This window comes from Bacillus sp. RC240 (assembly GCF_044907945.1).
GTDB classification, from domain to species: Bacteria; Bacillota; Bacilli; order Bacillales; family Bacillaceae_G; genus Bacillus_A; species Bacillus_A mycoides.
In genome coordinates this window covers 894,876-920,551 of the sequence record NZ_JBIYCT010000001.1, presented here as the reverse complement: position 1 = coordinate 920,551, position 25,676 = coordinate 894,876, and the positions used below count along the sequence as shown (strand labels likewise).

Here is a 25,676-nt window from a genome sequence, read left to right as displayed (position 1 = left end):
CTCAACTCCAAGTTTCATTTTTTAAAGTTTCACCAATTATTTGAATCCCTCTAACAATTTCCTGTTCTTTCAAACGTGAAAATCCTAATCGGAATGTGTTCGCTCCTCCTCCATCAGAGTAAAAAACATCACCAGGAGAAAAGGTAACTCCTTTCTCATAACACTTTTGTAAAAGTGTGCGGGCTTGAATTTTTTCTTCCAACTCTATAAACAAATGAAGTCCACCGTCTCCAGTCATTCTTTTAAACGGAATGTACTGATTACACGCCCCAACAGCTAACTCATATTTTTTCTTATAAACAGATCTTGCTTTTTTTAAATATTTTTCAAAATATCCTTCATGTAAATATTGAAACAGAACAGCTTGATCTAACGTAGATGTGTGAATGGTTCTGGCTCTTTTAACACTTTCTAAATAATGTATCAGTTCTTTATCTGCAATGATCCAACCTACACGTAAACCAGGGAAAAGTACCTTTGAAAAGCTACTAATATAAATCACATTATTACCAGCCCCTGCAAAAGTTAATAATGGCGATAAATGTGAACCCGAATAACGTAATTCTTCATTAAACCCATCCTCTATAATAGGGATCTTGTATTTTGAAAATAACCTCATCAATTCCGTTCTTTTCTCCGAACTCGTAACAATACCAGTTGGATTATGATAAGAAGGGATTAAATACGCGAAATCAAAATCCTTTTCACGCAAACTTTTTTCTACTTCATTCGTATCAATACCATCATCATTCATATCAATTCCATGAACTTCAAGTCCATGTAAACGAAAAAGCTTCAATGCAGCATGGTGAGTTGGGTTCTCACAAATAACACGCCCTGATTTCTTCGATAAAGAAGATAACACAATATCTAATCCTTCTGTAAATCCATTTGTAATTAGAATATCTTTGTTCGAAATATCTACACCTTTCATTTCCATGTAATGAAGTAAATAATTCATTAACGGTCTATAACCTTTTGCATATCCGTAGTTCAATACGATATCCCCTTCAATGGACATACGAGTAAGAAAAGCTCTTTTGAAATTTTCAACATCAAATAGCTTTTCGTCAGGGGCTATACTATTAAAAACAATCATTCCTTTTTCCCAGCGAACTCCATGCTTCATTAAGTCTAATTCATCCGCTAATGTGGTAACTGTATTAAGTTTATTTTTCCAATCTATTTCAACAGACGAGGTGTTACTTATATCCACCTTCGCAACGAAATTTCCTTTTCCTTTAACTGCATAAATGAGTCCTTCTTGTTCCAAATCCGCATATGCAGAGAGTACTGTATTTCTGCTCACTGATAATAATTCACTCAGTTCCCTTGTTGATGGGATTTTTTGGTCCCCCAACAAATGCCCTTTCATAATCATCTTTTTTAAATAATCCTTTAATTGAATATAAACGGGACGATCTTTTACAACTTTAAAATCTTTAAACAATTTCTTACCCCCTGCAATTATTTTTGCATATTTATTTCATTCTCAAAAGGTCCACTACATATGTATTTTTTATTAATAGCGGTACGGTTATAAAGCCTATAAATCATTTCGATATAAATTGATTACATCTTTTAAAGCAGCAGCTGCAGCTCCGCGTGGATTAGAAGCTCCACCAATTGTAGTGACTTGTCCCATTGTATCTGTAAAGAACGTAATTCCTTTTTCCGTGCCATTTATATTTGCTAACGGATGTTCTTTCTCTAAATTACAAGGTTGTACACTAAGGTTTACTTTTCCATTATCATCTTTATATGCTGATGCAATTAATTTAATTGATTTATTTTGTTCCTTTGCATTTTGAATTTGTTGCGTTGTAACGTGCTCTATTCCGTTTATTTTTATATCTTTGAGTGAATAATCGTTTCCCATTAAACTATTCGTCAAAAGTAATAATTTACAAGCGCTATCCATCCCGCTTATATCTAATAACGGGTTAGTCTCCGCAATTCCTTTATTTTGTGCTTCTTGCAATGCTTCTTCAAACGTCTTATATTCTTCATGCATCTTTGTAAGAATATAATTTGTTGTCCCGTTCAATATTCCTTCTATTTTTTCAATATGGCAACCTGCTAAACTTAGTTGTCCTATGTCTAATGTCGGTAACGCAGCGGCAGTTGCACCGCTATATCGAATGCGTGAGCCTGAAATACGTGCTGCTGTATTCAGTTCACTCCAAGCTGTAACAAGTGCACCTTTTGAAATAGCTACTATATCCATTTGTTTTTCAATAGCTTGTTTCATATACTGTTTCCCTGGATTTCCATTTTTAAGATTTGTAGCAGTTGATTCAACCAATACAGTACCATTTATATTAATCGTTCCGCGTTCCTCTGGATAATGTTCGATATATTTTTCAATTGCAGCAGAACCATCACCATACGTCAATAAATCATTAATCTGCAAACCTTTCCCGTTATGTATTGCAATATTTCTTCCTATCACTCCACTAACAACTAAGTCAATTCCATATGTTTCATTTATATATAAATATTTTTCATTTAATAATTTTATAAACTCTCTTCCTACTGTCCCGTATCCTGATAATACAATTTGAATTTTCATAATATCCCCCCATATCTTTATACCAAATCCCTCTTTCAATATAATATAAAGCGCCCTCGAATTCCATCGAGAGCGCTTTATATTATCTATTTCGGTAGACGTGATAATTTTCCAACAATTGTTCTATAAAACTCTTGAATGTTAGAAAAACCTAACGTGTCTGAAACACTAAGTCCTACCATATCAAGATGGTCCCAATTTGCTTTCGTTTCAATATGATTCCATTTTCCAATTTGTAAAGACTCATTATTATTTACAAAAGTATTAGACGCAGGCGCAATCATAGAATTTGTATTTACTACACCATCGTTTTGCCACCAAGAAGTATCTATTAATGGTCGGTTTTCTTCATATCTTGCATAAGAGCCTAAGAAGAATGCATTCCCCATTAGCACTTTATTCATTGTTATATGCGGTAGATGCAAACCTGTTATAGGTGCTGCTTGCGATGCATGTCCACTATAGGATAAGTAATATACATCCGATTGCGTCTTTACCCAATTATTTAACTCCTTTGCTCCATCAGTACTTAAATCCCATTGACTAATATCTTTTGTATTCTCCCAAATTGAACTATTTAAAATACGATCAGTATATTGGAAAAAGGACTCTCCAGCATATTTTTTCATACCCCATTGATCCAATTTAAAATCATATAATGATAAATTATTGTTTCCTCCTAAACTCGCAGCTGTAATGAGAAAATCTTTAACGAATGGCAATAGAAGACTCCCGTCTGCAAGTGTTGTCCCATTATGAGGAGTTGCTAAAGTTGTAACACTATGAACATACGATTTACCGCCTTCAAATAGTGGTGATATCTTTGCGTTCGGATGATTTTTCACATGATTTTTTTCTTCATAACTGCCTTCTTTTAATAACTGCACTAATGTTCTTGTCGTTTGTCCACCCATGCTATGCCCAACTAAATGAACTTTATTTGTTTCACTCCAATGCGGTGCAAATCCACTATAAGTTCTACCAAAACGATTATGTCCATGTTTCTCAGCATGCGCCGCGCCGTAGTCTACTGTTCCACCGTTAATTTGCGCGTATAATTCACATGCACGGTCCCAGTTACTAGAAACTGGCCCAACAGCTGCAGTATGTACTGTATAACCATTTCTTTTTAAATCTTCTTGTATATCATGAACACCACCCCAATATTTTACCCCTAGCATTTCCTCTCTACCCCATCCAGCAAATCCATTCACTAAAATGATAGGATAATTATTTTGTTGTCTCTCTTCAGCGTATGTTGTTTTCGCTGCGAATGAACAAACAGTTACTAATGTAAAAAAACATACTTTTAAAAATAACTTCCCCATACTTTCTCCCCCTAATTAAACGCTTTCATTTTTCTGTGAAAAAGATTGACACAATCAGTTTTTAACTTAAACATAATGTAAAGTATTTTATATACGTTGTATATATAGACAACATACACAAATGTTGATAAATATTAATTCAAGTAAACATTTTCTTTTTACAATACAACTTGTAAATCTGATTATTTGAATTTATAATTGAATATAGTTTCCTCATGTCAAATGGATTTAATAATCATAAGAAAACTTATTTCATTACTTGAAAAGGAGGAAAAAGCATGCAAATCGAATCAAACATTCATACATTATCTCAACCTACTAAAATAACTCCATCTATTCTTGAGCATAATACTATCTCTTCTACTAAACTTGAAGGTAAGAAAGCGTATGATCCTATCAAGTTCGATATTCGTTCCTCTGAAAAAGAAATGAAACAGCCTGAGCATAAATTTAACGAATTAGATTTATGGAAGATGTTAAAGGATAAAGGTGTTCCTTTATGGATCATCCTTGAAATGCTACAAAAGTCTCGTAAAGAAAAAGAAGCTCAAAATAATTCAGTTCAAAATTCAAATACGATTGAAGAAACGAGTGAGGCTCGATTAGATGAAGTAATGTAAAGCATAATATTTGATTGGTCTATAAACTAAAAAGAGTTCAAGATTGATAAAGTTTTTATCAACCTTGAACTCTTTTTTAAGATTTTTCTCCAATCGTTACAAATTGAAAAGATACTTCTCCTTCCAAACCTTTAATTAGCCTTGTTACTTTGACATTTTCATTAACCAATGTATTATCTGTCGACATTTTAGGTTTTTCATCTCCTAAAGATTTTTTCAGATGAAGAAGGTGCATTTTCGTTTCATTTACCTTTATTTCTTTATACACACTATTTTGTGCTACAATCACATACCATTGTGTTGGATATTTACGAGTGTTACCTATCCAAGCGTCACTATCGTATAAAACTGGAATCTCTTTTCCTTCTAATTCAATACTTTTCATATTCTTTTCGTCTTCATGTGTAAACAACAGCGAACCTTCTTTTGGGAAATTCGGTAACGTATCTATAATATAATTGGAGCCATTATCTCGTTTACGAAAAACTTTTTCTTTAATCAATGCTTGTGCTGTAGATTCATTTAAAATTAATACCTGTCCGTTTCCATAAGTACCTGTTTTCACAGAAAAGACTTCATTTGCTTTCGTAATTTCCTGATAACGATTAATAATTGGTGAAATTTTATTTTCATTTCCAATGATTAATAAACCGTTTGCAGGAAATGGATTCTCCTTTTTAGAACATGCACTAAAACTTATTAATAGTAGTATCGTTAACATAAAAATAGTTAAAGTTCTTTTCATCGCGTTTCCTTTCATCATACAGTTCATTTTTTCCACATACTTTAATGTAGTCTTACAAGCTAATAAACTCTATTGCTCCATAACCTTATAAAGCTTTTGCAGGTAACGCCAACGGGTTATAAAGAAATATAATACTTGTATACATATAAATGAAATTAAAATAACGATAGAGCTATTAATTATAGAAAAATCGACTAATTGCTGTAATGCCGTATAAGCGACTATAGTATGAATCACTGCAACAACAATCGGTAAGAAGAACATTAATAATAACTGTCTCGTTACAATTTTTTTTAATTCTCGTTTACTTAATCCCATTTTCGAAATCATTTTATATTGCTGTTGATCGCGATCCAAATCAGTATATAATCGGAAATAAATAAAACTAGCAGCGAATGTGAAGAAGACGATTCCGACTAAAACACTTGCCATAAGTAATAATCCATTCGTTTGCTTTGCACTTAACAAATCTATAGTTAAAGCCCGAAATTGAAAATTACCTACTCTAGTATCTTTCTCAAATCTACTAATTAATTCGTTTGAAATTCCCTTCGTTTTCATCCAATCGTCTACAACAAATCCGTAAGTACGATATTGAATGTCTTTATTAACCGGGTCACTAGTAAGAGGTATTCCATCATATACCTGATCTTTAACAGCGATATAAATAGTTCTAGAATCATGTGGTAAAACTAAATTTTCTACAGCTTTTTTCACATGAAATGTCTTTGTCCAATCTCCTTGAATGACTTCTATATTCTTTTTATACTCGCCATTTTTAAATTCTTGTTTTTGCGATACGACTCCAGGAATTAATAAAATTTCATCTTCTTTTTCGATTGTTTCTTGTTGATAGCCTAGTGCTTTAGCAAGATCGTTATATTCACTTAACTTCATTACATTTACACCATTTTCCGTGTATATATATGAAGATGAAGCCATTCGATACGGGATATTAGCATCAGAAAGGTGTTTTTTTATAATAGAAAGATTTTTATTTAATACTTTGTCGTTTTCAAAACTTCCATACAAAAATGTATACGGATTTGTCATCCTTACCAAATCCCTATTTCCAATTGCAGCTGTTGTACCAATCGCTGTAAATGCAACTGCTGAAACAATAGATACTATAAAAAACATCGTTGCATTATCTTTCATACGGTAAATTAATTCAGAAAATGTTAATATATTTGTTCTCTTTAAAAAGAAAGATTCTCTCCTTTTCGCAAGGTGCAATATATAAACGCTACACTGTGTATATAAAAAGTACGTTCCTATAATTACTAGGAGCACCCCTATCCCAAGCGTAATAAAATTAGTACTTGGGATAAAGCGAAATACTGAAAAATATCCATACCCTATACTAATTAAAGAAAGTAGCGATAATAAAATTGATGCTTTCGGTTCTGGCTTTGGCTTTTCCTCTGCTTGTATAAGTTCCACAAGTTCTGTTACTTTTATCATTTTAAATGTAACGAGCGAAACAATTAAAAATAATAAAAGAAATGTGATGACTGTTAATAATACAGCCTGCACTGGTATATAAAAAGGCAAACCATTACTAATCATTAATACACTTGCGCTTATCAATAAAACTAGTTTAGAAAATACGAGTCCAATGAGAATTCCTATACAAATTGAGCCAAGTCCAATCAACATATTTTCAATTAATAATAATTTCTTAAGCTGTCTCATTGACATACCTTGCATCATTAATATCCCAAATTCTTTCTTACGCGTTTTTAAAAATGAACTAACTGAATATAGAATGAAGAAAAATGAAAATACAAAAATCAAGCCTTGCGAAACTGAAAATCCCAATGTACCAAATGCACTTATTGTTGCACTTGTCGATTTCAACTCACCTTGTAAATCAGGATGAAATAATAAAAGAGCATACGTAAAGAAAATCATAATAGAAAATGCACTACTTAAAAAATGAGCAGCATATGTACGCTTATTGCGAAAAATATTATTAAATGCGAACTGACGAAAAGTCATGCCTTTTCCCTCCTAACAAAGAAAGGACATCCATAATCTTTTGATAAAATGCTTGCCTACTTTCACCACAATAAATTTCGTTATATAGTTGACCATCTTTAATAAATATGACTCTGCTGCAAAAACTCGCTGCATACGGATCATGTGTAACTAACATCATCGTAGCTTTTTCTTCTTTATTTAAAGTATCTAGCATCTCCATTACATCATTTGAAGATTTAGAGTCTAAATTCCCTGTTGGTTCATCTGCAAGTAATAATTGTGGCTTATGAACAATTGCACGAGCAATTGCTGTTCTTTGAGCTTGCCCCCCTGAAATTTCAAAAGTTCTTTTACTCAATATATCTGTAATATTTAATTTCTCTGCAATTTCTTCAACTCGTTTGTTCATTTCTTGTACAGAAACACCATCTAATGTCATCGGCAATACGATATTTTCCTTTACTGTAAGTGTGCTAAGTAAATTAAATGATTGAAAAACAAATCCTAATTGTTTCCTACGGAATAAAGCCAAATTATCTGATGTCAACTGGAAAGGATTTGTACCATTTATTAATATTTCTCCCGATGTTGGAGAGTCGATAGTAGATACCATATTTAATAACGTTGTTTTCCCGCTCCCTGATGGCCCCATAATCCCTATAAATTCACCTTCTTGAATTGATAAATCAATATCTGCCAATGCTTTAAAAGGTACTTTCCCTTTATATACTTTACTAATACTTTTTGCATGTAGAATTTCCATTTATATTCTCCCTTCATTTGCACTTCTCACAATATAGTGTAAATGAATTGTCTTATAGCACATATTGATTCATCTTTCATTTATCTTACACGCTTGTAAGATTTCTAAAAAAACTGATAACAAACCTATTTTCAAACTATAATTAACGATTATTCATCTTATAATATCTATATAGTAGTATGAAATACAATACTACTTATTTCTGGTTGCCAGGACACCTTGTAAACCTATTAAATATATAAATAAAAGTGAGTTTAAGAAACAATTATCATCATTAAAAGTTGCTGTATTCCTTGTATTCTTTATTAGCAACATAAAATATATTATAAAGAAAAACTATAGAACTTCAAAACGATGAATAACAACTTATAATTCACAATTAAAATCAAAAAGTAAATAGTACATAAAAAAGCTTAGAGCTTTAGCTCTAAGCTTTTTTAAAATCATTTCATTCCATTATAACTCCTTTTAAAGAGCGATATTTTTTATCCACTCTGATTTGCTCAATAAATAATGATTATATAGTTGGTTTTCTATCGTCTGTTGGCTTATATAAGTAAATCCACATTTTTCAATAACTCTATTTGATGGTGCGTTGTTTATTAATGCAATTGCGTTAAGGACATCCACATTTGTATTTTCAAACAAATAGCCGATCAAGCCTTTTGTCGCTCTCGTTGCATAGCCATTATTATGATATTCACTTGAAACAGCATACATAATTTCTCTGTTCGGTGCAGGAAGCTCATCTTTCATACCTGTGCAGCACCATCCAATAAATTCATTTGTGGTTTTCTTAAATATTCCTAGTCTTAATATGTGATCATCTATGTTAGTCGTAGTTCTCACTGCATTAAGAAATGCTTTATTTTCTGGTATTTCATAATTTGCAACCCAATTACCCCTTTGTTCTTTCGTTGATTTCCAGTCGGGTAAAAATTTTTCTATTTCTGGTTGATTTGATATTTTATAAATACTCTCTGCATCTTTGACCGTAAACTCTTGTAGGTATATATCTCCACAATCTATTCTAAATATATTAGTCAAACTCTTTTCTTCCATTTTAATCCCCCTTACTTACGTTAAAGCGCCTTAATCTGCTTCGTAAGTTCTATAAACCGTTCATCGAGTTCTTTATATTCTTTGTCTTTAGAAGTTAAAAAGCTTAATTTCCCTAATACTTCTTGTCTTTCTGTTTCTAACGTTAAACGAATCTCTTCAATTTCATCTCTTGTTTTAATAGGTTTCTCTAGCTGCTTTTGTATCGTATTATTTGAAAACACAAGTTTCGTGTTAGTTGTTTTCTCTAGAAAATATCGATCGTGAGAAACTATAACTAGTGTTCCATTATACTCCGCTAATGTATTTTCAAGCTGTTCACGCGAAGGAAGATCAAGGTGATTCGTCGGTTCATCTAAAATAAGCACATCTTTTTCATCCAAAATATAAGCCATTAGCTTACATTTTACTCGTTCACCCATGCTCATATGTTCAATCGGCTCTTTCCATTGAGAAGCTTGGAATCCTAAATGTTTCATTAAATTTTGGACTTTTCCTCTTTCTTCAAACGTCTCTTTAAAAAATAAATCTTCTGGTGTTTTATCAAGTGGTAAATCAAATACTTCTTGTGTTAAATAACCGATGTTTGCAGATGGTGAAATCCATATATCCCCTTTAGCCATTTCTGTTCCCATAATCATCTTCAATAAGGTTGTTTTCCCGCAACCGTTTGGTCCAATAATCGCAACTTTCTCACCGTGCTGGATTGTAAAATTAACGTTTTCAAATAATATTTGTTTATTAAATCCTTTCCTCAATTGTTTCACTTCTAAAAAGCGTTTTCCTACTTTTTTATTCGCTTGAATAGAAAATTCAACAGCATACTCTTCTTTAACTCGTTCTACTTTCGATTTTTCAAGCTCTTTTTCAAGACGTTTTCGTTTTGACTTAACTTGTGCATCCGTTCGCTTCGCTTTTACACGATAAAACTCTTTAAAACCTTCTTGTTTTGTAGACTGTGCATGCGCTTTTTGTGACCATGAACTTAATTCTTTTATTTGTGATTCTACAAGTTCAATACGTTTTTGTTGTTTTTCATATTCACGCTGCTGCGTCAATCTTTTTTGCTCACGAACTTTCATATAACTTGTATAGTTCCCGCTATGGTCGATTAATTTTTTATCCTCAATTGACCATATTTTTGTTGCGACAACATCTAAAAAATATCGATCATGCGATACGACGATAACGGTACCTTTCATATTTTTTATTTGTTTAATGAGAAATTCCGTACTCATCTCATCTAAATGATTTGTCGGTTCGTCTAATATTAAGACATTAGGATTTTCAGCAAATCCTTTAGCTAGTCGAACTATCAGCTTTTCACCACCACTTAACGTAAGAAAATCGTTCGTTGGCACGCCCCATTTCGCAAGAAGTTCTGCTTCTTTTGCAATCACATCATTACTAATAAAGGATTCTATTTCTTGTTCAACATATGCTGTTGTCACATCCATTTGCTGCCATTCAACAGTACCTTTTGATGGCTCAATCTTCCCATTTATTAATTGAAGCAACGTTGATTTACCGGCACCATTTTTACCAATTAATCCGATAACATCCCCTTGTTTTACTGTAACATTCATTTTCTCTAACAAAGTATTTTCCATTATTTCAACATAAACATCATTTAATTTTAAAAGTTCTTTCATATTACCGATCCCTTTCATTAAGGGAGAACAAAAAAATCCTCCCAAAGTAATTTTGGCAGGATTAGTCGTTACATTATTTATACCCAAATAAGCTATTACGCAAATCAAATAGCAATACCGTTGAATGGAATCGGGCAGACTAATCCTATTTTTTACAAATTGAAATTTATTTAATTTCAACATTTAAAAATAAGATTAGTTAATCATCGTCCACCCATCATTCCTTTCCGTCATTAGTAACCATATTATACCATAGTGGTATTGTATACGTAAATATTATTATATGTACTGCAAAAAAACTTTTCCCTCTTTGCACTTCATATCAATAAAACACAAACTACAATTTCATGTTCTTCTTGCTTTAGATTTCCCTATCTATAAACTTCTATATACTCCTCCTTATATAATTTTTATATAAATTTATCATCAATTATATATTATACATATTGAATTTCAGTTCTTATAATAAAGATATCATTTTTAAGGGGGCATTCTACAATGGAATTTAGCAAACTAGGAAACAGTGGATTAACAGTAAGTAAGATTGCATATGGGAACTGGATAAACCATGGTGGAAAAGTAAACGAAGATACTGCAAATGATTGCGTGAAAGCCGCACTAGATGTAGGAATTACAACGTTCGATACTGCTGATGTTTATTCGGACACGATAGCCGAGGAAGTACTTGGCCGATCTTTAAAAGGTATACGCCGAGAAAGTATAGAACTATGTACAAAAGTATGTCATCCGACTGGAACTGGAAAAAATGATCGTGGATTATCGCGAAAACATATTATAGAAAATTGTAATGCATCATTAAAACGGTTGCAGACAGACTACATTGATGTCTATTATGCACATAGATTTGATACAACAACTCCCCTTGAAGAAACGATGTTAGCTTTTGGTGATCTTGTAAGACAAGGTAAAGTCCTTTACTTAGGCGTAAGTGAGTGGACATCAGAACAAATTACCCGCGGTGCAGCACTTGCACGAGAATTGAACATTCCACTTATCGCTAGCCAACCTCAATATTCGATGTTGTGGCGAGTTATTGAAACTGATGTAATACCAACATGTCAACGTGAGGGACTTGGTCAAGTTGTTTGGTCTCCCCTTGCACAAGGTATTCTCACAGGAAAATATCAACCTGGTAAACCCTTGCCGAATCAATCCCGTGCTAACTCTGATGCTGGTGAACCATTTTTCCAAAAACTCGTGCAACGTTGGATGAGTGATGATGTACTCACTGCAATTCAGAAACTTAATCCCATCGCGCACGAAACTAATCTTACCTTATCTCAACTCGCTGTTGCTTGGGTACTACAAAATCCAGCTGTTTCCTCCGCGATTATCGGTGCTTCAAATCCGGAGCAAATAAGAGAAAACGTAATTGCTTCTAGTGTTAAATTGCAACCTGAAATTATGGATCAGATTGATAGTGTACTAAAAGGTTTCATTGAGTATGATCCGAGCAAAACAGGTTGAAACATCAGTGAATTCTCCCTATAAAGAAGCTTTCCTTTCCAAATCCACACTGCCCATCCTATAAAGATGGGCTTTTATCTTTTAAATTCACATTGTGAAGTCGTATAAACCTCTCTAATAACTGTTAAAAAGTTCTCTAACACAACAGACTTTTCATCTAGTCTCCATCCAACATATAAATTTATTTTCGGGGTATTTTCTTGAATTTCTTTATATATGACTCCCGATTTTTTATAACTTTCCACTGATGATGGAACGACAGAAATCCCCATTCCTGCTGCAACTAAATTCACAATCGTTTGCATTTGAATCGCTTCTTGAACAATATTTAAACTTACTCCATGTTCCCAAAAGTAACTAATAATTAAATCGTAAAAATTTGTACCAAAATGACGTGGAAATAAAATAAATGGTTCATCCACTAATGATTTGATTGGAATTTTACGTAACGAAACGAAAGGGTGCTCTTCATGCAAAACCAGTTTTAAATATTCTACAGAACAAACTTCGGAAGTTAATATTTCATTATTCTGCTTGGAACGAATAAATCCAATATGAATTTGTTTTTCATAGAGCGCTTTTATTTGTTGATCTGTTGTCATTTCGCGTAATATGAGCTGGATTCTAGGGAACCGTTCTCGAAATTTTTTTAATACATTTATAACGGTTTCTGTAGAATCGACAAAACCGATTATTAAATGTCCTATCTTCCCTTCATTCGCAAGCTGTGTTTCTTTAATGGTTCTATCTACTTGAAGTAACGTTTGTCGTGCACCTTCTAGAAATATTTTTCCAGCATCGGTAAGTTCAACCATCCTTTTCGTTCGATGAAAAAGTTGAACTCCTAATTCTTCTTCTAATTTACGAATTTCTTGACTTAAAGGTGGTTGTGCCATCATAAGACGTTCTGCTGCACGGCTAAAGTTTAATTCTTCTGCCACCGTTATAAAATATCTCATTTTCCGAATATCCATTTCAAGCCCCCTATCATTCGCAACTTATAAAGGATTCTATTTTATTATTAAAAAGCGTTTATGTATGTAGTATTTCATTTATTCTTATCGGATTCGTTTTGCTTCTCTTACGTATATAATATTTCATTCTCCAATTTTATCAAGGGTACAAAACAAGGCTAAAAAACTTATCTCAAAAGTTTTTTAGCCTTGTTTACTTTTTACACATTACAAAATATTATTCGTACAACGGTACCTTTATCAACTTCTGAATGGATTTCTACACTATGCCCTAATTGTTTCGTAATTTCATATACAAGATAGAGCCCCATTCCAGTTGATTCTTTAAAATCTCTACCGTTTTCTCCTGTAAAGAAAGGTTTGAATACTCTTGGTAAATCTTGCTTCGGTATCCCTACGCCACTATCAATAATTTCAAGTACAACTGTATTACCTTCCCTACATGCTTTCACTTTAATCTTTTCTCTACTACCTGATGAGTATTTAATCGCATTCGATATAATTTGTCCAATTAAAAATTGCAACCATTTCGCATCACTTTCTACAGTAATACCTTTATCAATTTCAAGCTCTGGATATACAAAATTCCGGATAAAGAAGCGTTTATGTTCATGCACGGAATCATTTACTACTTTATGTAGTTGTACTCTTTCTACATAAAAATCTTGTGTGAATGCTTCTAAACGTGCGACATATAATGCCATCTCTAATCCCTTTTTCAACCGATCTGTTTCCTCATTAATACTTTCAAAACGTGAATCCACTTCATCCTGTGTAATTAATTCTATTACAGATAGAGGTGTTTTCATTTGATGAATCCACTGATTCATAAAGGTTAAATGATCATTATTTTTTCTCTCTTGTAATTGCAGCTGATTTTGATAATGACGATATTGTGCATCAAGCAGATCTTGAAGTGCAGTAGATAAAACTGCAAAATCAGATTTTTGAACAGATTCATCCAAAGATTGCAATGGATTTGCTAAACGTTCATAAAAAGAACGATGTGTAAAATAACGAAAAACTAAATAACTTACCATAAAAAAAGCACCTAAAAACATTGCATATAATGCCGTTGAAATATGATTATGCCCATCAAACCAATAAACTAGGAATATGGCTAGTAGTTGGATCGCTGTAAAACAAATGAGTGGTATATGATCACGTATAAACAGCTTTATCATTTTTCCATACCAGTATCCCAAGTAATATGCAACCTATATCCAACACTACGAATCGTTTCAATTGCTCCTTCAATTTGTAACGTTTTTAACTTTTTACGCACACGTGTGGTATTTACACTTAATGTATTGTCATCAACATAGGATTCACTATCCCATAATTTATTTAATAATACTTCTCTACTCACAACACGTGGATAATTTTTCATTAGCGTCTCTAATAAAATAGCTTCGTTTCTCGTTATATCAATCTCTTGACCCCTAAGTTTTAACACAAGTCTTTCTGGATATAAACAAAGACCTTGTTGCTCAACCATTCGTTCTTCTAGTTTCGGTGCATAGTCTCCGTAAGCACGTCTTAAATGACTACGAATTTTTGCCATTACAACTTCATAATGAAAAGGCTTCGGAATAAAATCATCGCCACCATTTTCTAACGCCATAACTTGATCCATCGTACCTTCACGGGCCGAGATAAATAAAATTGGACATGTGGAAACCGCACGAATTTGACGACACCAATAGTAACCGTCAAAGCTTGGTAAATTAATATCTAATAAAACTAGCTCTGGTTGTTCTTCTAAAAATATGTCTAACACATTTTGAAAATCCGATATAACAATTCCTTGGTAACCGTATTTCGCAACATAAGTTGATAATAGCTCCGCAATTTTCATATCATCTTCTACAATCATAATTTTAACCATTTCTGAACTCCTTTTTGATCCACAATCTCAAATATACTTATATAAATAAATACTACCTCTTTTCACAAAATCCGTAAAATAGAAAAAGAATACTTTTATACAAAAGTATCCTTTTTCTATTTTTTTTATTTAATATGAAATTGACTTAGAGAAAACCCTAACTTCTCCACATATTCCCTTCCTAGTTCCATCCGCGCTGTTTTCAGTGGATCCACAACTTGGCATACTTTTAAATTACCTGCTGCTGATAATAAAAGAGTTGCATCAGCTTTAGACATTTCTAATTCTTCATGTAAAAATGTCACCATATTACGTACAGCACGATTCGCTGCATTATCTAACAATTTCTCTGAAGCAATTGTCATTATTTTTTCTTTTTGGATCGCCATCGGTAGTGGCCATTTCTTTTCTTTTATAATTTGAACAGTTACAGTTACCTCACCAGCAACCTCTACTCCACTAACACCAATTTCACCATCACCCATCGCAGCGTGTAAATCACCTAATGCTAAAAGAGCACCAGGAACATTTACAGGTAATAATAACGTTGTTCCTTCTTTAATCTCTTTACAATCCATATTCCCGCCATGATCATGCGGTGTGCCACATGAAATACTCTCTTCTTTCGGTGCAGTACCAATCACACCAATCATTGGATTAATCGGAATTTGCAGTTCTTTTGAAAATGAAACATGTCCATTATGTATTGGGACAATTTTCACTATATTTTCATTTAACTTATCACCCATTACACCAAGGTTCGCACCTGTCGTTAAAACGCCTTGCCCTGCAATTTTAATTTTTTCAATCATTACGACTAAAATATCGCCAGGTTCTGCACCTTTAATATATACAGGTCCAGTTGCTGGATTAATTCGATTCCAATCTAACTCTTGAAACACAACATCTTCAGAATCAATTTGATTTTCAAAGCAATCATATGTTTCAAATACAAGACGGCTCCCAATTTCTACTTCAATACATGGATTATTTTCTGGTGACATTGCGTAAATGATATGTTCTTTATGAATACGATGCATAATACCTCTCCTTTTTCGTTTTTATCTTCTATATAATAGTTAGCTTTTATCTGTATAAGCTCCTTTTTAAAATTAGTAGTTATTTTCAAGAAAAATGCACTTAGCTCATTTTGAAACATACACTCTTTACTATAACAGGTAAAGAAAGGTGGTATTACAATGCCCCTTATTCCATACAACGAAAGTGACGTTGATTTATTAGCACGTTTAATCCGTGCTGAAGCTGAGGGTGAAGGCCGACAAGGTGAACAACTTGTTGGCTGCGTTGTCGTAAATCGTGTGTTTTGTGATTGTTTAGATTTTAAAGAGCTTCGATCTGTGCGTGATGCAGTATATCAAAGCCCTGGCGGATTCGAAGCTGTTCAATACGGTTACTTTTATCAACGTGCCCGTGAATCAGAAAAAGAAATCGCAAGAAAAGTTTTACAAGGTGAATGGCGCTGGCCAGCACGATGGGCTCTTTGGTATTTTCGTCCAGTTGGAGCTTGTCCACCCGAATGGTATAACCAGCCGTTTGCAGGACAATTTAAAAGCCATTGTTTTTATGAACCACGTGGTGATGAATGTCCGAAAATGTATTCAAGATAACTAAACTTAAACAACGCAAGTACTTATTTTTTTGAGTACTTGCGTTGTTTTACTGTAGTTTAGAAATCTAATAATGTGATGAATCTTCTGATGCCTACCACATGTATTAATAACGGTATACGTGGACCACTTGATTGATTCATAACGAGCCTATAAATAATGGTAAATAATTGTTTTTGATTTTCTTTCATTATTTTTTTATTTTCATGATGACAAATCGTATACAATTGCTCCATTAGTTTAGAATGATCGTTATTAGAACGAAGTATTTTACAAACTTCTACTAGCCATTTTTTCTGCCTTTCATCCAATGTGTTATAAAACTCCGTATTTTTCTCTTTATTTACCGCAATTAATTTTTTAGATTGAAAGTTTCTTATCCAATACTCAGCACGATTACTTATCGCTATCATTTCAGGTAATGCATAGCTCCTATCTATTTTCTCTAATATATCTTGTAAAATAGATGAATCAAAATTTAATAACGGTAAAGTTCCTGTTACTTGATTAAACTTTGGATATTCTTTAAATCGGCTATCTAGTCTAGAAAGTTTAATTGCATCAAATAAATCTTCATTTTTGAGTGTTTTATTTTCATAACTATCCTTCAATCTCTCATACTCTGTATAATTGCGAATTACATCTTCATCAAGCCCAATGTGAAAAGCTGCGCCGGGCCTATATTTTGCAAACATAAAAAGAATTACTTCTGGTACATACACTTTTAATAAGTCGCTAGGTGTAATACTATTCCCTGAAGAACTGGACATTTTTTCATGATGCCCTTTAATTCCAATAAAATCATAAGCAACGTATTGAGGGGCTTCACAATTGAATATTTTCCTTGCAATTTCTTTTGATACATTATAACTACCGGTTTCCGATGAATGATCTCTTCCGCCCGGTTCGAAAATAACATCCTCTATCATCCATCTCATCGGCCAATCGATTTTCCAATTCAGTTTCATTTGACTTGTATTTAATACGGATAATTTATTTTGATTTCCACATTCACAGTCATACCGAACTGTTTTTAATACTTCATCAAAATGGGTAATAGTTGTTGCATCTTTCCCGCAGCTCTCACAATATAACGTAACGGGATAAAAGTTTTCTCTATCTTCTTCTCGGTGTATTCCTGTTTTAAAACCCATTAAAATATCATATATTTCTTTTCTTTTATACAAAGACTCTAATATGTTTTCGTTATACCTTCCGCTTCTATATTCAACATGTTGATAAATAAATTCTACTTCAATTCCAAATGCTTGAAGCGATTCCTCAAACTCTTTTTCAAAATGCTCTGCATATGAGTTATGACACCCATGCGGATCAGGAATATTACAGTACGGCATACCAATGTATTGTGCAAAAGATAGATCAATATTTTTGGGAACTTTTCTAAACCTGTCGTAATCATCCCACGAAAAGATAAAACGAGTCTTCTTCCCTAAATCTTGAAGCGCCCTTACAACAAAATAAGTCGTTAATATTTCACGGAAATTCCCTATATGAACAGAACCAGATGGACTAATTCCAGATGCACAAACAAAGGTTTCTTTGTTTGGATTTTTTCTAATCAATTCATGTGCTACTTCATACGCCCAATGCATATGTTACTCACCTCAATTGTATTTTTGTTTTCACATTTTCAGTTTTATGCAATAAAAAAACTCCCACCCCCAAGATTATTCATCTTGAGGACGAGAGTTATTAACTTCGCGGTACCACCTCAGTTTGTTAATACGTCACCATATTAACCTCTTCAGGTACGGCAAAACATGCTTATACCCTATCTCTATAACGGGAGAACCCGTCGCACCATCCCTAAATGAATTAGTTCCTTGCGCAGCTCTAAGTCTTTTTTCATTAAGATTTTCACCTCTCCTTCTCAGCTACCGGAGCTCTCTGTATGTATTCATTCTTAACTACTCTTCTCTTCAATGCCATTTTGAATATTGATTTTTACATATGATAATTTATAACAAATACTTTGTCAAATTTTTCTGAACGAAAACAAATAGCATATAACTATCTAAAAAAATGTTTTATCGCTTCCAGTTGAATTTTATGACTACATTCATCACAACAATATTTCCCCTCCGGATCTCTCTTGAATTCCCTATATTTTCCGCTTCCTTCGTATACGCGAAATACATTTTTACATGAAAAATAGACAATTTCATAAAACATCATATGCATTTTCCTACCCATGGCTATACGCTATTTTCGAATTACTTGATAAGGCCCTCTTTTCTTACACTGGAAATCTTAATTTCATTTCAGTGAAAGGTTTACCTCTCTTCTTATCGAACTTTATATATAGCTTTAATGAATAGAGGTGAAACATATTGCACGGAAATATAGAATTAGTCGTTGATGCTAAGGCGAATTTAGGGGAAGGTCCTTGCTGGGATGAGAAGAAACAATTATTATACTGGGTTGATATTATCGGGAAAAAATTATGTCTTTATAATCCTGTTAAAAAAACAAACCGAGTGATCACTCTCGACCAACAAATCGGTTGTGTTGTTCCATATACGAACGATGAAGTTTTAGTAGCAATGGAACAAGGCTTTTATTCTCTTAATCTTGACACAAAAATACTTACACATATTTATGACCCTGAACCAGATTTATTAGAAAACCGCTTTAACGATGGAAAATGCGATCCGGCTGGCCGCTTTTGGGCAGGCACTACAGACTTATACGGTATTAATGCTGCTGGTTCCTTGTATTGTTTAAACAATAATTTCAACGTAGATAAAAAAGTTGCACATGTAAATACATCAAACGGCATAGCATGGTCTCCTGACGATACATACCTTTATTTTATTGATACACCTACCAAAAAAGTAGTCCGTTTTCATTATGATATACATACTGGTGTAATTAGCAATCCAACAGATGTTATCATCTTCCCTGAAAATGAAGGTATACCCGATGGTATGACAATTGATGTAGAAGGTTGTTTATGGATTACACATTGGGGAGGCTCGAAGATTACTAGATGGAATCCCTTTACTGGAAAACAGATTTTAAGTATTCCGATTCCTGCTTTATATGTAACGTCGTGTACATTTGGAGGATCTAATTTGACCGATTTATATATCACAACAGCCAGAACAAGAATGACGGATGCGGAATTAAAACTGTACCCACATGCTGGTGGTATATTTCGAATTCAAATGAATGTTAAAGGTTGTCCAACCTATTCATTTCGCCATGAAACTATTGGAGCTGAAACACTATGAACAGAATCGATTACATAAGACGAGAAGAGAAAAAGTATCACGATCTTTGCTATGAACAATATAAATTATTCGAAGCGGGATCTTGGCTTTATAAACCTGTTAAAACAGTTATGGACATGCTGAACTATTTTGAAGGACAGAAAGACCTACAAATACTTGACCTTGGCTCTGGTGTCGGTAGAAACAGTATTCCGATTGCACAAAAAATCACGAATAGTGGCGGCACTGTTACTTGTGTTGATCTACTCGATTCGGCTTTAATGAAGTTACAAGTTTATAGCAAAGAATATGGTGTATTTGAATACATAAAAACGGAACAAGCAGCAATTGAAAACTACTATATTGCTCCTAATACTTATGACTACATCGTTGCAGTATCAAGTTTAGAACATGTCAGATCAATAGACGATTTTAAAAAAGTGCTTCACTCTATGAAAAATGGGACAAAGAGTGGTGGTATCAATTGTTTAATAGTTAACTCTAACATTCAAGAAATTGACTTGGAAACGAATCAAGAATTAGATGCCTTAATTGAAATTAACCTTTCTATGGAAGAAATGATACGGACACTAAAAGGCGTTTATACCGAATGGCAAGAAGTAAAAGTTGAAATAAAAAATTTAGCGTATAATATTGTACGAAACGGTACACACATTCAATTAAATACGAATGCGATTACTTTTGTCATGCAAAAATTGTAGTTTATATGAGTGGTGACAATTTTTTTAAGTCACCACTCGTATATTTATGTAAACATCATTCCATCGTAATTACAATTTTCCCTCTAGTATGCTGACTTTCACTCAAAATATGAGCTTCTCTAACTCCTTGTTCACTAAACGGAACAACCTTACTAATAATCGGTTTTATCTTTTCATCCTGGATCAAACTAGTTAATTCTTCTAATTGCTTTCCACTTGGTTTTAACCATAAGAACCCTGATTTTATGCCCTTTACTTCATGAAATGGTTCATGAACGATAGAAACTAGAACACCACCATATTTAATAATTTGAAAACTTTTTTCTTGTACTTCTCCGCCGATTGTATCTAACACAATATCATAATCTGATAGCAGCTCTTCAAATTTCTCTTTTTTATAATCAATAATGAGGTCAGCACCTAAAGACTTTAAAAACTCTTCATTTTTACTACTTGCAGTTGTAGCGACAAAGGCGCCAAATGATTTTGCGATTTGAATTGCAAAACTACCTACTCCGCCCGCTCCAGCATGAATTAATACTCGATCATTTTCTTTTATTTGTGCGTAATCAACAAGACTTTGCCAAGCTGTTAGTCCTGCAAGAGGTATAGACGCAGCTTCTTCAAAACTAATATTATTTGGCATATGTGCTACTAAATCTGATTTCACTGTAATGTATTCAGCATAGGAGCCTTTCCCTATATTTTCTGGTTTCGTAAACACTTTATCTCCTATTTTGAAATGGTCCACATCTTCTCCAACTTCTTCAATTACTCCAGCAACATCTAAACCTAATATTATTGGAAATGAAAATTGCAGCTTCTCTTGTAATTCTCCCTTTCTTATTTTCCAATCAACAGGATTGACAGATGTTGCTTGTATACGTATTAATACTTCATTACATTTAACAACTGGTTTAGGAACTTGTCTTTCTTGTAATTCTTCAACACTACCATATTGATCAATAACAATTGCTTTCATTTCCTCTCCCCCTTGTTGTTTATTGTAATAACAAACAATTATTTTTCAAAATTTTCCGCCTTGGATGACAATAAATATGTTAGGAGGTGATATTTATGCTACTCTACTAATTAAGCATCATGAGTGCAAAAAACATTTATTTCACTTAAATACAATCTAATTTACGCCTAAGAAACACCCAAAGTTATATTTCTCTTTATTTATTAATGACCTTTAAATGAAACGGAGAGTGTGCTATGAGTGAACAAGTTTTCAAAGTAAACGGTATCGATATATGTACAGAAAGCTTTGGCAATCCTAATAACCCAGCAATATTATTAATTATGGGAGCTACGTGTTCAATGGTTTATTGGGATGAAGAATTTTGTGAAAGGTTAGCTAGCACAGGAAGATTTGTCATTCGCTATGATAACCGTGATGTTGGTCGCTCTATTACATATGAGCCTGGGACTTTCAATTACACTGTAGCAGACATGGCTGAAGATGCAATCGGAGTACTCGATGCGTATCATATTGACAAGGCACACCTTTTTGGCATGTCATTAGGAGGTATGATTGCTCAAATTGCTGCAGTAAAACACCCAGAAAGAATTTTGACCTTAACATTACTAGCAACAAGCGTTATTGGATCTGATAACAATACTCGTGATTTGCCTCCAATGGATGAAAGAATTTTGACACATCATGCTAATGGTGCAAATTTAGATTGGACAAATAAAGATATTATAGCGAAATATTTAATTACAGGATCACGTCTACTCTGTGGATCAAAGCGTATATTTGATGAAGCAAGAACTTTAAAACAAGTAAAGCAAGAAATAGAACGTGCTAACAATCTATTAAGTATGTTTAATCACGCCCTCCTTACAGGTGATGATTCTTATGAAGGTATACTAAAGTCGTTACTAGTACCTACTTTAGTAATTCACGGTACGGACGATACAGCTCTTCCACTTGAACATGGACTCGCACTTATTGATGAAATTCCGAACTCAAAGCTATTATCCCTTGAAGGTACAGGGCACGAGATTCATCCCGATGACTGGGATAAAATTATTAAAGCAGTTTCAGAACATATATCCCGTATAAGATAAGAACAACTATTAGAAGGGGCACAAATTGTTTTGCCCTTCTATTTATCCCGCTATTTGTGGGCAGTAAACACCCGATTGGTGAAGGCTAATAATCAGTGGGGGATGAACAAAACCCCCACTGATTATAGTTTCACTTTATAAAGATTACGATACAATATCAAAAACCCATCACTGCATTCGTATGTATAGTGATGGGCTCTACCTATATTTTTCTATGCTTAAAAAAATGGACAATCTAACTGGTCAACAGATTCCCACGATTTTTTTTTTACATTTTCGGTGGATTTACTATTTTCTAGTGGTACGTGTTTAAATGGATTCATTTCAACTTTTAATAGAGATGATGGTTCTATATATAAAGAAAAAACATGGCTATTTGGCAAGGTTTTTGATACATCAATATCTCCTACTTGTTTAAATAATTGCTGGGCCGCAAAGAAAAAGAAATTAGTTGGATTAGATTGTTTATTAAGCCAAGCAATCATTTCAGGCGATACTGATTTATTAATATTAATTTTCACTCGATCACCACGTTTATATCGCCTAGATCGCATACTTCCACCAACTAACTTATCGTTAAGTTTGTAAACCCTAACTCTTTTTGCTTATGCTCTCTATATTTTGGCGAACATGTATATACCAATAACCCGCGAGCATTGGTGAATAACGGGTTATCTACAAAGATCACATTTTTCAAGCGTCCTTTTTGTTTCAAAATCATTTTTAAGCTATTTTTAATAATAACTGCGCCCCCACCATAAATAAATACATATGGATCGTCTTTCATATCATCAATTTTGTTAATAATATCCGTTGCGACACGTGCTGCTAAACCTAAAAATGCTGGCTGCGATTCCTCAACTAACAATGCATTTCTTGGGTGCTTTTCATTTAAATAAATTTGGTTAAATTCTGTAATGCTATCAATTGTTTTCGTAGGATATTTCCGATTCCATCTCGTAATAATTTGTAGTAACGTTTCTTTTACACCGTACGATAATCCTTTACTTAATTGCGGACGGAAATTTACCCCTAATGAAACAACTTCTTCCGTTGTCCCCGCGCCAATATCAAAAGACAATAAAGTTTTATCTACAAAATCAATTTCTGAAACTTGATTTTGTTCACATTCTATTTTATGTTTCACAACATTTCCTTCCTCATCATATACAATCCCCCACGTCCCAGAAGCGCCTTCAGGTAGACATTTACAAAACTCAATAGAAACATTAATCGTAACATCGCGTCCATTTGGATAATGGAATATGACCTTGTGATTACCCATATACCGTTTCGCATTTTCAGCAGCAATTTCCTGTGTAATAAGTTGCATTGGAAGAGCAACAGATAAATCATAACGAATATTAATATGACTTGAAGTTGGACTTTGACGCATAGCACTTATCGCTAAACCTGAAAGGATTGTAATGACCATTAATTCATCAGTAGATTTATTTGATTTCTTCTCCACTTCAGTACCTTTTAATTGATCTTGAATCACTTTTTCTCCAACGATGTATCGTACATTATTTAACATTAGCGATGGAGAACTAATGGTCACATCAATGTGATTCTCTAATTCTGACGATGAAACTTCACCCTCATCTAACAACCCCGTAGACTCACCTATATATAAAGAATAAATACTCGGAATAAAAATAGGTTCCTGCCCTTTCACCATTAACTTCAAACCATTATTTCCTGCATCTGCACCCGCTTTTAAAAGAATAGACATAACTACCCCCTAAATTAATCTGACATCCCTTCCAAATATATGCGAGCCCATTCTTTTACATTCAAATGTATTGTAATTTTTTATTTATCTCAAAAATAAGACATCCTAAACATTCACTTCATATGTAAAAAATGTTTGACATGAATCTTTTCCAATTTTATACTATGGATGTAAAGAGTTTTTTTACAAAGGTGGAGGTGCAATTATATATTGAATACTAAAAAAATTATTTTTGTAATCATAACTTTATCTTTAATCGCTATACTTGTACATGGCACATACAAATACATAACTGAAGGTTCAATTTTGGGCGGGACTATTTTCGCTGCTTCTTTAATACTTAGTAATTTAATAAATCATATTACATGGGGAGATCCAAACGGAGTATCGGAAGAAAGTCAAGATGAGATGGGACAACAAATTACCTATAAAAGCTTTAAAATCGCGTATTTTGTGCTTGTAGGTGTTATGTTCCTTATATTACTCTGCTCGGAAGGATTTTCTATGGGTTCCAATTTGGATGGTGTAAAAAACCTTCCACTCTTTATTGCACTCTGTTCTTCCTTTCTTATTTTCCCTATTGTTGAACTCATTGTCGCCAAACAATATAAATAAAAAAAGTGGTTTTCTGCATTTAGAAAACCACTTTTTTATGTTTAAATACCTTCTGCTATTGCTTTCAGCTTATTCACAGTCCGCCAGTTCCTTACTGTAGCTGGCGTATGTAATTTTTGAAACTGGTTCATTAGTTTAGAATTCCGAATGCTTTTTTTGAAAAATAAATACACTACTCTTCCTTCGATATGGCAATCTTCTATGTCACTTTTGCACATAAGTAACCGCTTACTGTCTTCTTCAGAAAGTAGATTAGCTAAAAAGGCCACATGTACACTTTCTCCTTCTAATAACGAATGGGTCTCGTAAGGACACTTTTTAATAATATTAATAAATTCATCATTTGCTCGTAACATGACTGGAACATTGAAATCAAAAACGTTCTTAATTTCACATTCAATTCGTTCCTTTAAAAAACTTATCTCTTCTTCTGACTCAAACACTACATTTCCACTTTGAATATATGTTTTCACTCTTTTTAACCCTATTGATTCAAACATTATTTTCAAATCTGCCATTTTGATTACTTTATGTCCACCTACATTAATTCCCCGTAGTAGTGCAATATAAATTGTCATATGATTACCCCTCACGT

At 33.4% G+C, this 25,676-nt stretch carries 25 protein-coding genes and 1 other annotated feature; of the genes, 7 read left to right on the top strand and 18 right to left on the bottom strand.

The window, feature by feature from the left end; genetic code table 11:
- Window position 1 precedes the first annotated feature (1 nt).
- From pdxR to ABH955_RS04860, 3 genes are all read right to left on the bottom strand, one after another.
- Window positions 2-1,450, bottom strand: a complete 1,449-nt coding sequence (gene pdxR / locus ABH955_RS04870) for a MocR-like pyridoxine biosynthesis transcription factor PdxR (protein ID WP_002085207.1) — start codon at window positions 1,448-1,450, stop codon at window positions 2-4.
- A 96-nt stretch (window positions 1,451-1,546) separates the two neighbouring features.
- Window positions 1,547-2,572 carry a homoserine dehydrogenase gene (locus ABH955_RS04865; protein ID WP_098168297.1) on the bottom strand — a complete coding sequence of 342 codons (1,026 nt, stop codon included), beginning with the start codon at window positions 2,570-2,572 and terminating at the stop codon, window positions 1,547-1,549.
- Window positions 2,573-2,658: 86 nt separating this feature from the next.
- Entirely contained in the window at window positions 2,659-3,900 is a 1,242-nt protein-coding gene (locus ABH955_RS04860; protein WP_404490923.1) for an esterase/lipase family protein, read from the bottom strand.
- Window positions 3,901-4,178: 278 nt separating this feature from the next.
- Between ABH955_RS04860 and ABH955_RS04855 the strand changes: the two genes are divergently transcribed.
- On the top strand, window positions 4,179-4,520 hold the full coding sequence (locus ABH955_RS04855; RefSeq protein WP_404453676.1) for a DUF3914 domain-containing protein: 342 nt from the start codon (window positions 4,179-4,181) through the stop codon (window positions 4,518-4,520).
- Window positions 4,521-4,596: 76 nt separating this feature from the next.
- Here the strand turns inward: ABH955_RS04855 and ABH955_RS04850 are convergent, their stop codons facing one another.
- From ABH955_RS04850 to abc-f, 5 genes are all read right to left on the bottom strand, one after another.
- Window positions 4,597-5,265, bottom strand: a complete 669-nt coding sequence (locus ABH955_RS04850; protein WP_404453674.1) for a lipoprotein BA_5634 family protein — start codon at window positions 5,263-5,265, stop codon at window positions 4,597-4,599.
- A gap of 69 nt (window positions 5,266-5,334) precedes the next feature.
- Complete coding sequence (locus ABH955_RS04845; protein ID WP_404453671.1) at window positions 5,335-7,266, bottom strand: ABC transporter permease; 1,932 nt, start codon at window positions 7,264-7,266, stop codon at window positions 5,335-5,337.
- Window positions 7,241-8,011 carry an ABC transporter ATP-binding protein gene (locus tag ABH955_RS04840; RefSeq protein WP_404447651.1) on the bottom strand — a complete coding sequence of 257 codons (771 nt, stop codon included), beginning with the start codon at window positions 8,009-8,011 and terminating at the stop codon, window positions 7,241-7,243. The genes ABH955_RS04845 and ABH955_RS04840 overlap by 26 nt, the downstream gene beginning before the upstream one ends.
- A gap of 468 nt (window positions 8,012-8,479) precedes the next feature.
- Window positions 8,480-9,073, bottom strand: a complete 594-nt coding sequence (locus tag ABH955_RS04835) for a GNAT family N-acetyltransferase (RefSeq protein ID WP_404490922.1) — start codon at window positions 9,071-9,073, stop codon at window positions 8,480-8,482.
- A gap of 20 nt (window positions 9,074-9,093) precedes the next feature.
- On the bottom strand, window positions 9,094-10,722 hold the full coding sequence (gene abc-f, locus ABH955_RS04830) for a ribosomal protection-like ABC-F family protein (protein ID WP_404490921.1): 1,629 nt from the start codon (window positions 10,720-10,722) through the stop codon (window positions 9,094-9,096).
- Window positions 10,723-11,220: 498 nt separating this feature from the next.
- Between abc-f and ABH955_RS04825 the strand changes: the two genes are divergently transcribed.
- A complete protein-coding gene (locus ABH955_RS04825) occupies window positions 11,221-12,210 on the top strand; it encodes an aldo/keto reductase family protein (protein ID WP_404490920.1) in 990 nt (329 codons plus the stop codon).
- A gap of 74 nt (window positions 12,211-12,284) precedes the next feature.
- Here the strand turns inward: ABH955_RS04825 and ABH955_RS04820 are convergent, their stop codons facing one another.
- From ABH955_RS04820 to ABH955_RS04805, 4 genes are all read right to left on the bottom strand, one after another.
- Complete coding sequence (locus ABH955_RS04820) at window positions 12,285-13,184, bottom strand: LysR substrate-binding domain-containing protein (protein WP_341091590.1); 900 nt, start codon at window positions 13,182-13,184, stop codon at window positions 12,285-12,287.
- Window positions 13,185-13,384: 200 nt separating this feature from the next.
- Window positions 13,385-14,368: a sensor histidine kinase gene (locus tag ABH955_RS04815; RefSeq protein WP_404453916.1), complete on the bottom strand. Its 984-nt coding sequence runs from the start codon at window positions 14,366-14,368 to the stop codon at window positions 13,385-13,387.
- Complete coding sequence (locus ABH955_RS04810; RefSeq protein WP_341091592.1) at window positions 14,365-15,072, bottom strand: response regulator transcription factor; 708 nt, start codon at window positions 15,070-15,072, stop codon at window positions 14,365-14,367. The genes ABH955_RS04815 and ABH955_RS04810 overlap by 4 nt, the downstream gene beginning before the upstream one ends.
- A gap of 125 nt (window positions 15,073-15,197) precedes the next feature.
- A complete protein-coding gene (locus tag ABH955_RS04805; RefSeq protein WP_341091594.1) occupies window positions 15,198-16,112 on the bottom strand; it encodes an acetamidase/formamidase family protein in 915 nt (304 codons plus the stop codon).
- 159 nt (window positions 16,113-16,271) lie between these two features.
- On the opposite strand from ABH955_RS04805, the gene ABH955_RS04800 reads away from it, so the two are divergent.
- On the top strand, window positions 16,272-16,700 hold the full coding sequence (locus tag ABH955_RS04800; protein ID WP_001128405.1) for a cell wall hydrolase: 429 nt from the start codon (window positions 16,272-16,274) through the stop codon (window positions 16,698-16,700).
- Between the two features lie 59 nt (window positions 16,701-16,759).
- Here the strand turns inward: ABH955_RS04800 and lysS are convergent, their stop codons facing one another.
- Window positions 16,760-18,313: a lysine--tRNA ligase gene (gene lysS, locus ABH955_RS04795; RefSeq protein ID WP_404490919.1), complete on the bottom strand. Its 1,554-nt coding sequence runs from the start codon at window positions 18,311-18,313 to the stop codon at window positions 16,760-16,762.
- Window positions 18,314-18,396: 83 nt separating this feature from the next.
- Window positions 18,397-18,653: a binding site (T-box leader), on the bottom strand.
- Window positions 18,654-18,731: 78 nt separating this feature from the next.
- Window positions 18,732-18,902 carry a DUF2197 domain-containing protein gene (locus tag ABH955_RS04790; RefSeq protein ID WP_341091598.1) on the bottom strand — a complete coding sequence of 57 codons (171 nt, stop codon included), beginning with the start codon at window positions 18,900-18,902 and terminating at the stop codon, window positions 18,732-18,734.
- 149 nt (window positions 18,903-19,051) lie between these two features.
- Here ABH955_RS04790 and ABH955_RS04785 point away from each other — a divergent pair, with 149 nt between their 5' ends.
- Window positions 19,052-19,954 (top strand): SMP-30/gluconolactonase/LRE family protein, encoded by a 903-nt coding sequence (locus ABH955_RS04785; RefSeq protein WP_404490918.1) that lies wholly within the window; start codon window positions 19,052-19,054, stop codon window positions 19,952-19,954.
- A complete protein-coding gene (locus ABH955_RS04780; protein ID WP_404490917.1) occupies window positions 19,951-20,655 on the top strand; it encodes a class I SAM-dependent methyltransferase in 705 nt (234 codons plus the stop codon). The genes ABH955_RS04785 and ABH955_RS04780 overlap by 4 nt, the downstream gene beginning before the upstream one ends.
- A gap of 55 nt (window positions 20,656-20,710) precedes the next feature.
- Here the strand turns inward: ABH955_RS04780 and ABH955_RS04775 are convergent, their stop codons facing one another.
- Window positions 20,711-21,637 carry an NADP-dependent oxidoreductase gene (locus ABH955_RS04775; RefSeq protein ID WP_404490916.1) on the bottom strand — a complete coding sequence of 309 codons (927 nt, stop codon included), beginning with the start codon at window positions 21,635-21,637 and terminating at the stop codon, window positions 20,711-20,713.
- A gap of 236 nt (window positions 21,638-21,873) precedes the next feature.
- Between ABH955_RS04775 and mleBCA the strand changes: the two genes are divergently transcribed.
- The gene (gene mleBCA, locus ABH955_RS04770) at window positions 21,874-22,731 is read left to right on the top strand and encodes a BCA family alpha/beta fold macrolide esterase (RefSeq protein ID WP_404447620.1); all 858 of its coding nucleotides are present in this window, start codon (window positions 21,874-21,876) and stop codon (window positions 22,729-22,731) included.
- Between the two features lie 218 nt (window positions 22,732-22,949).
- Here mleBCA and ABH955_RS04765 read toward each other — a convergent pair whose 3' ends face one another.
- Window positions 22,950-23,285, bottom strand: coding sequence for a hypothetical protein (locus tag ABH955_RS04765; protein ID WP_404447617.1), 336 nt, complete (start codon window positions 23,283-23,285; stop codon window positions 22,950-22,952).
- Window positions 23,286-23,296: 11 nt separating this feature from the next.
- A complete protein-coding gene (locus ABH955_RS04760; protein WP_002013097.1) occupies window positions 23,297-24,466 on the bottom strand; it encodes a ParM/StbA family protein in 1,170 nt (389 codons plus the stop codon).
- A gap of 210 nt (window positions 24,467-24,676) precedes the next feature.
- Here ABH955_RS04760 and ABH955_RS04755 point away from each other — a divergent pair, with 210 nt between their 5' ends.
- Window positions 24,677-25,081: a hypothetical protein gene (locus ABH955_RS04755; RefSeq protein ID WP_012261049.1), complete on the top strand. Its 405-nt coding sequence runs from the start codon at window positions 24,677-24,679 to the stop codon at window positions 25,079-25,081.
- A gap of 41 nt (window positions 25,082-25,122) precedes the next feature.
- Here ABH955_RS04755 and ABH955_RS04750 read toward each other — a convergent pair whose 3' ends face one another.
- Window positions 25,123-25,659: a DUF1697 domain-containing protein gene (locus ABH955_RS04750; protein WP_016091496.1), complete on the bottom strand. Its 537-nt coding sequence runs from the start codon at window positions 25,657-25,659 to the stop codon at window positions 25,123-25,125.
- Between the last annotated feature and the right edge of the window lie 17 nt (window positions 25,660-25,676).

Excerpts from the sequence above, each read along its gene's own strand:
- ABH955_RS04865 (WP_098168297.1), bottom strand. The coding sequence starts at position 2,572 with ATGAAAATTCAAATTGTATTATCAGGATACGGGACAGTAGGAAGAGAG.
- ABH955_RS04860 (WP_404490923.1), bottom strand. The coding sequence starts at position 3,900 with ATGGGGAAGTTATTTTTAAAAGTATGTTTTTTTACATTAGTAACTGTT.
- ABH955_RS04855 (WP_404453676.1), top strand. The coding sequence starts at position 4,179 with ATGCAAATCGAATCAAACATTCATACATTATCTCAACCTACTAAAATA.
- ABH955_RS04850 (WP_404453674.1), bottom strand. The coding sequence starts at position 5,265 with ATGAAAAGAACTTTAACTATTTTTATGTTAACGATACTACTATTAATA.
- ABH955_RS04845 (WP_404453671.1), bottom strand. The coding sequence starts at position 7,266 with ATGACTTTTCGTCAGTTCGCATTTAATAATATTTTTCGCAATAAGCGT.
- ABH955_RS04840 (WP_404447651.1), bottom strand. The coding sequence starts at position 8,011 with ATGGAAATTCTACATGCAAAAAGTATTAGTAAAGTATATAAAGGGAAA.
- ABH955_RS04835 (WP_404490922.1), bottom strand. The coding sequence starts at position 9,073 with ATGGAAGAAAAGAGTTTGACTAATATATTTAGAATAGATTGTGGAGAT.
- abc-f (WP_404490921.1), bottom strand. The coding sequence starts at position 10,722 with ATGAAAGAACTTTTAAAATTAAATGATGTTTATGTTGAAATAATGGAA.
- ABH955_RS04825 (WP_404490920.1), top strand. The coding sequence starts at position 11,221 with ATGGAATTTAGCAAACTAGGAAACAGTGGATTAACAGTAAGTAAGATT.
- ABH955_RS04820 (WP_341091590.1), bottom strand. The coding sequence starts at position 13,184 with ATGGATATTCGGAAAATGAGATATTTTATAACGGTGGCAGAAGAATTA.
- ABH955_RS04815 (WP_404453916.1), bottom strand. The coding sequence starts at position 14,368 with ATGATAAAGCTGTTTATACGTGATCATATACCACTCATTTGTTTTACA.
- ABH955_RS04810 (WP_341091592.1), bottom strand. The coding sequence starts at position 15,072 with ATGGTTAAAATTATGATTGTAGAAGATGATATGAAAATTGCGGAGCTA.
- ABH955_RS04805 (WP_341091594.1), bottom strand. The coding sequence starts at position 16,112 with ATGCATCGTATTCATAAAGAACATATCATTTACGCAATGTCACCAGAA.
- ABH955_RS04800 (WP_001128405.1), top strand. The coding sequence starts at position 16,272 with ATGCCCCTTATTCCATACAACGAAAGTGACGTTGATTTATTAGCACGT.
- lysS (WP_404490919.1), bottom strand. The coding sequence starts at position 18,313 with ATGCATTGGGCGTATGAAGTAGCACATGAATTGATTAGAAAAAATCCA.
- ABH955_RS04790 (WP_341091598.1), bottom strand. The coding sequence starts at position 18,902 with ATGCATATGATGTTTTATGAAATTGTCTATTTTTCATGTAAAAATGTA.
- ABH955_RS04780 (WP_404490917.1), top strand. The coding sequence starts at position 19,951 with ATGAACAGAATCGATTACATAAGACGAGAAGAGAAAAAGTATCACGAT.
- ABH955_RS04775 (WP_404490916.1), bottom strand. The coding sequence starts at position 21,637 with ATGAAAGCAATTGTTATTGATCAATATGGTAGTGTTGAAGAATTACAA.
- mleBCA (WP_404447620.1), top strand. The coding sequence starts at position 21,874 with ATGAGTGAACAAGTTTTCAAAGTAAACGGTATCGATATATGTACAGAA.
- ABH955_RS04765 (WP_404447617.1), bottom strand. The coding sequence starts at position 23,285 with ATGCGATCTAGGCGATATAAACGTGGTGATCGAGTGAAAATTAATATT.
- ABH955_RS04760 (WP_002013097.1), bottom strand. The coding sequence starts at position 24,466 with ATGTCTATTCTTTTAAAAGCGGGTGCAGATGCAGGAAATAATGGTTTG.
- ABH955_RS04750 (WP_016091496.1), bottom strand. The coding sequence starts at position 25,659 with ATGACAATTTATATTGCACTACTACGGGGAATTAATGTAGGTGGACAT.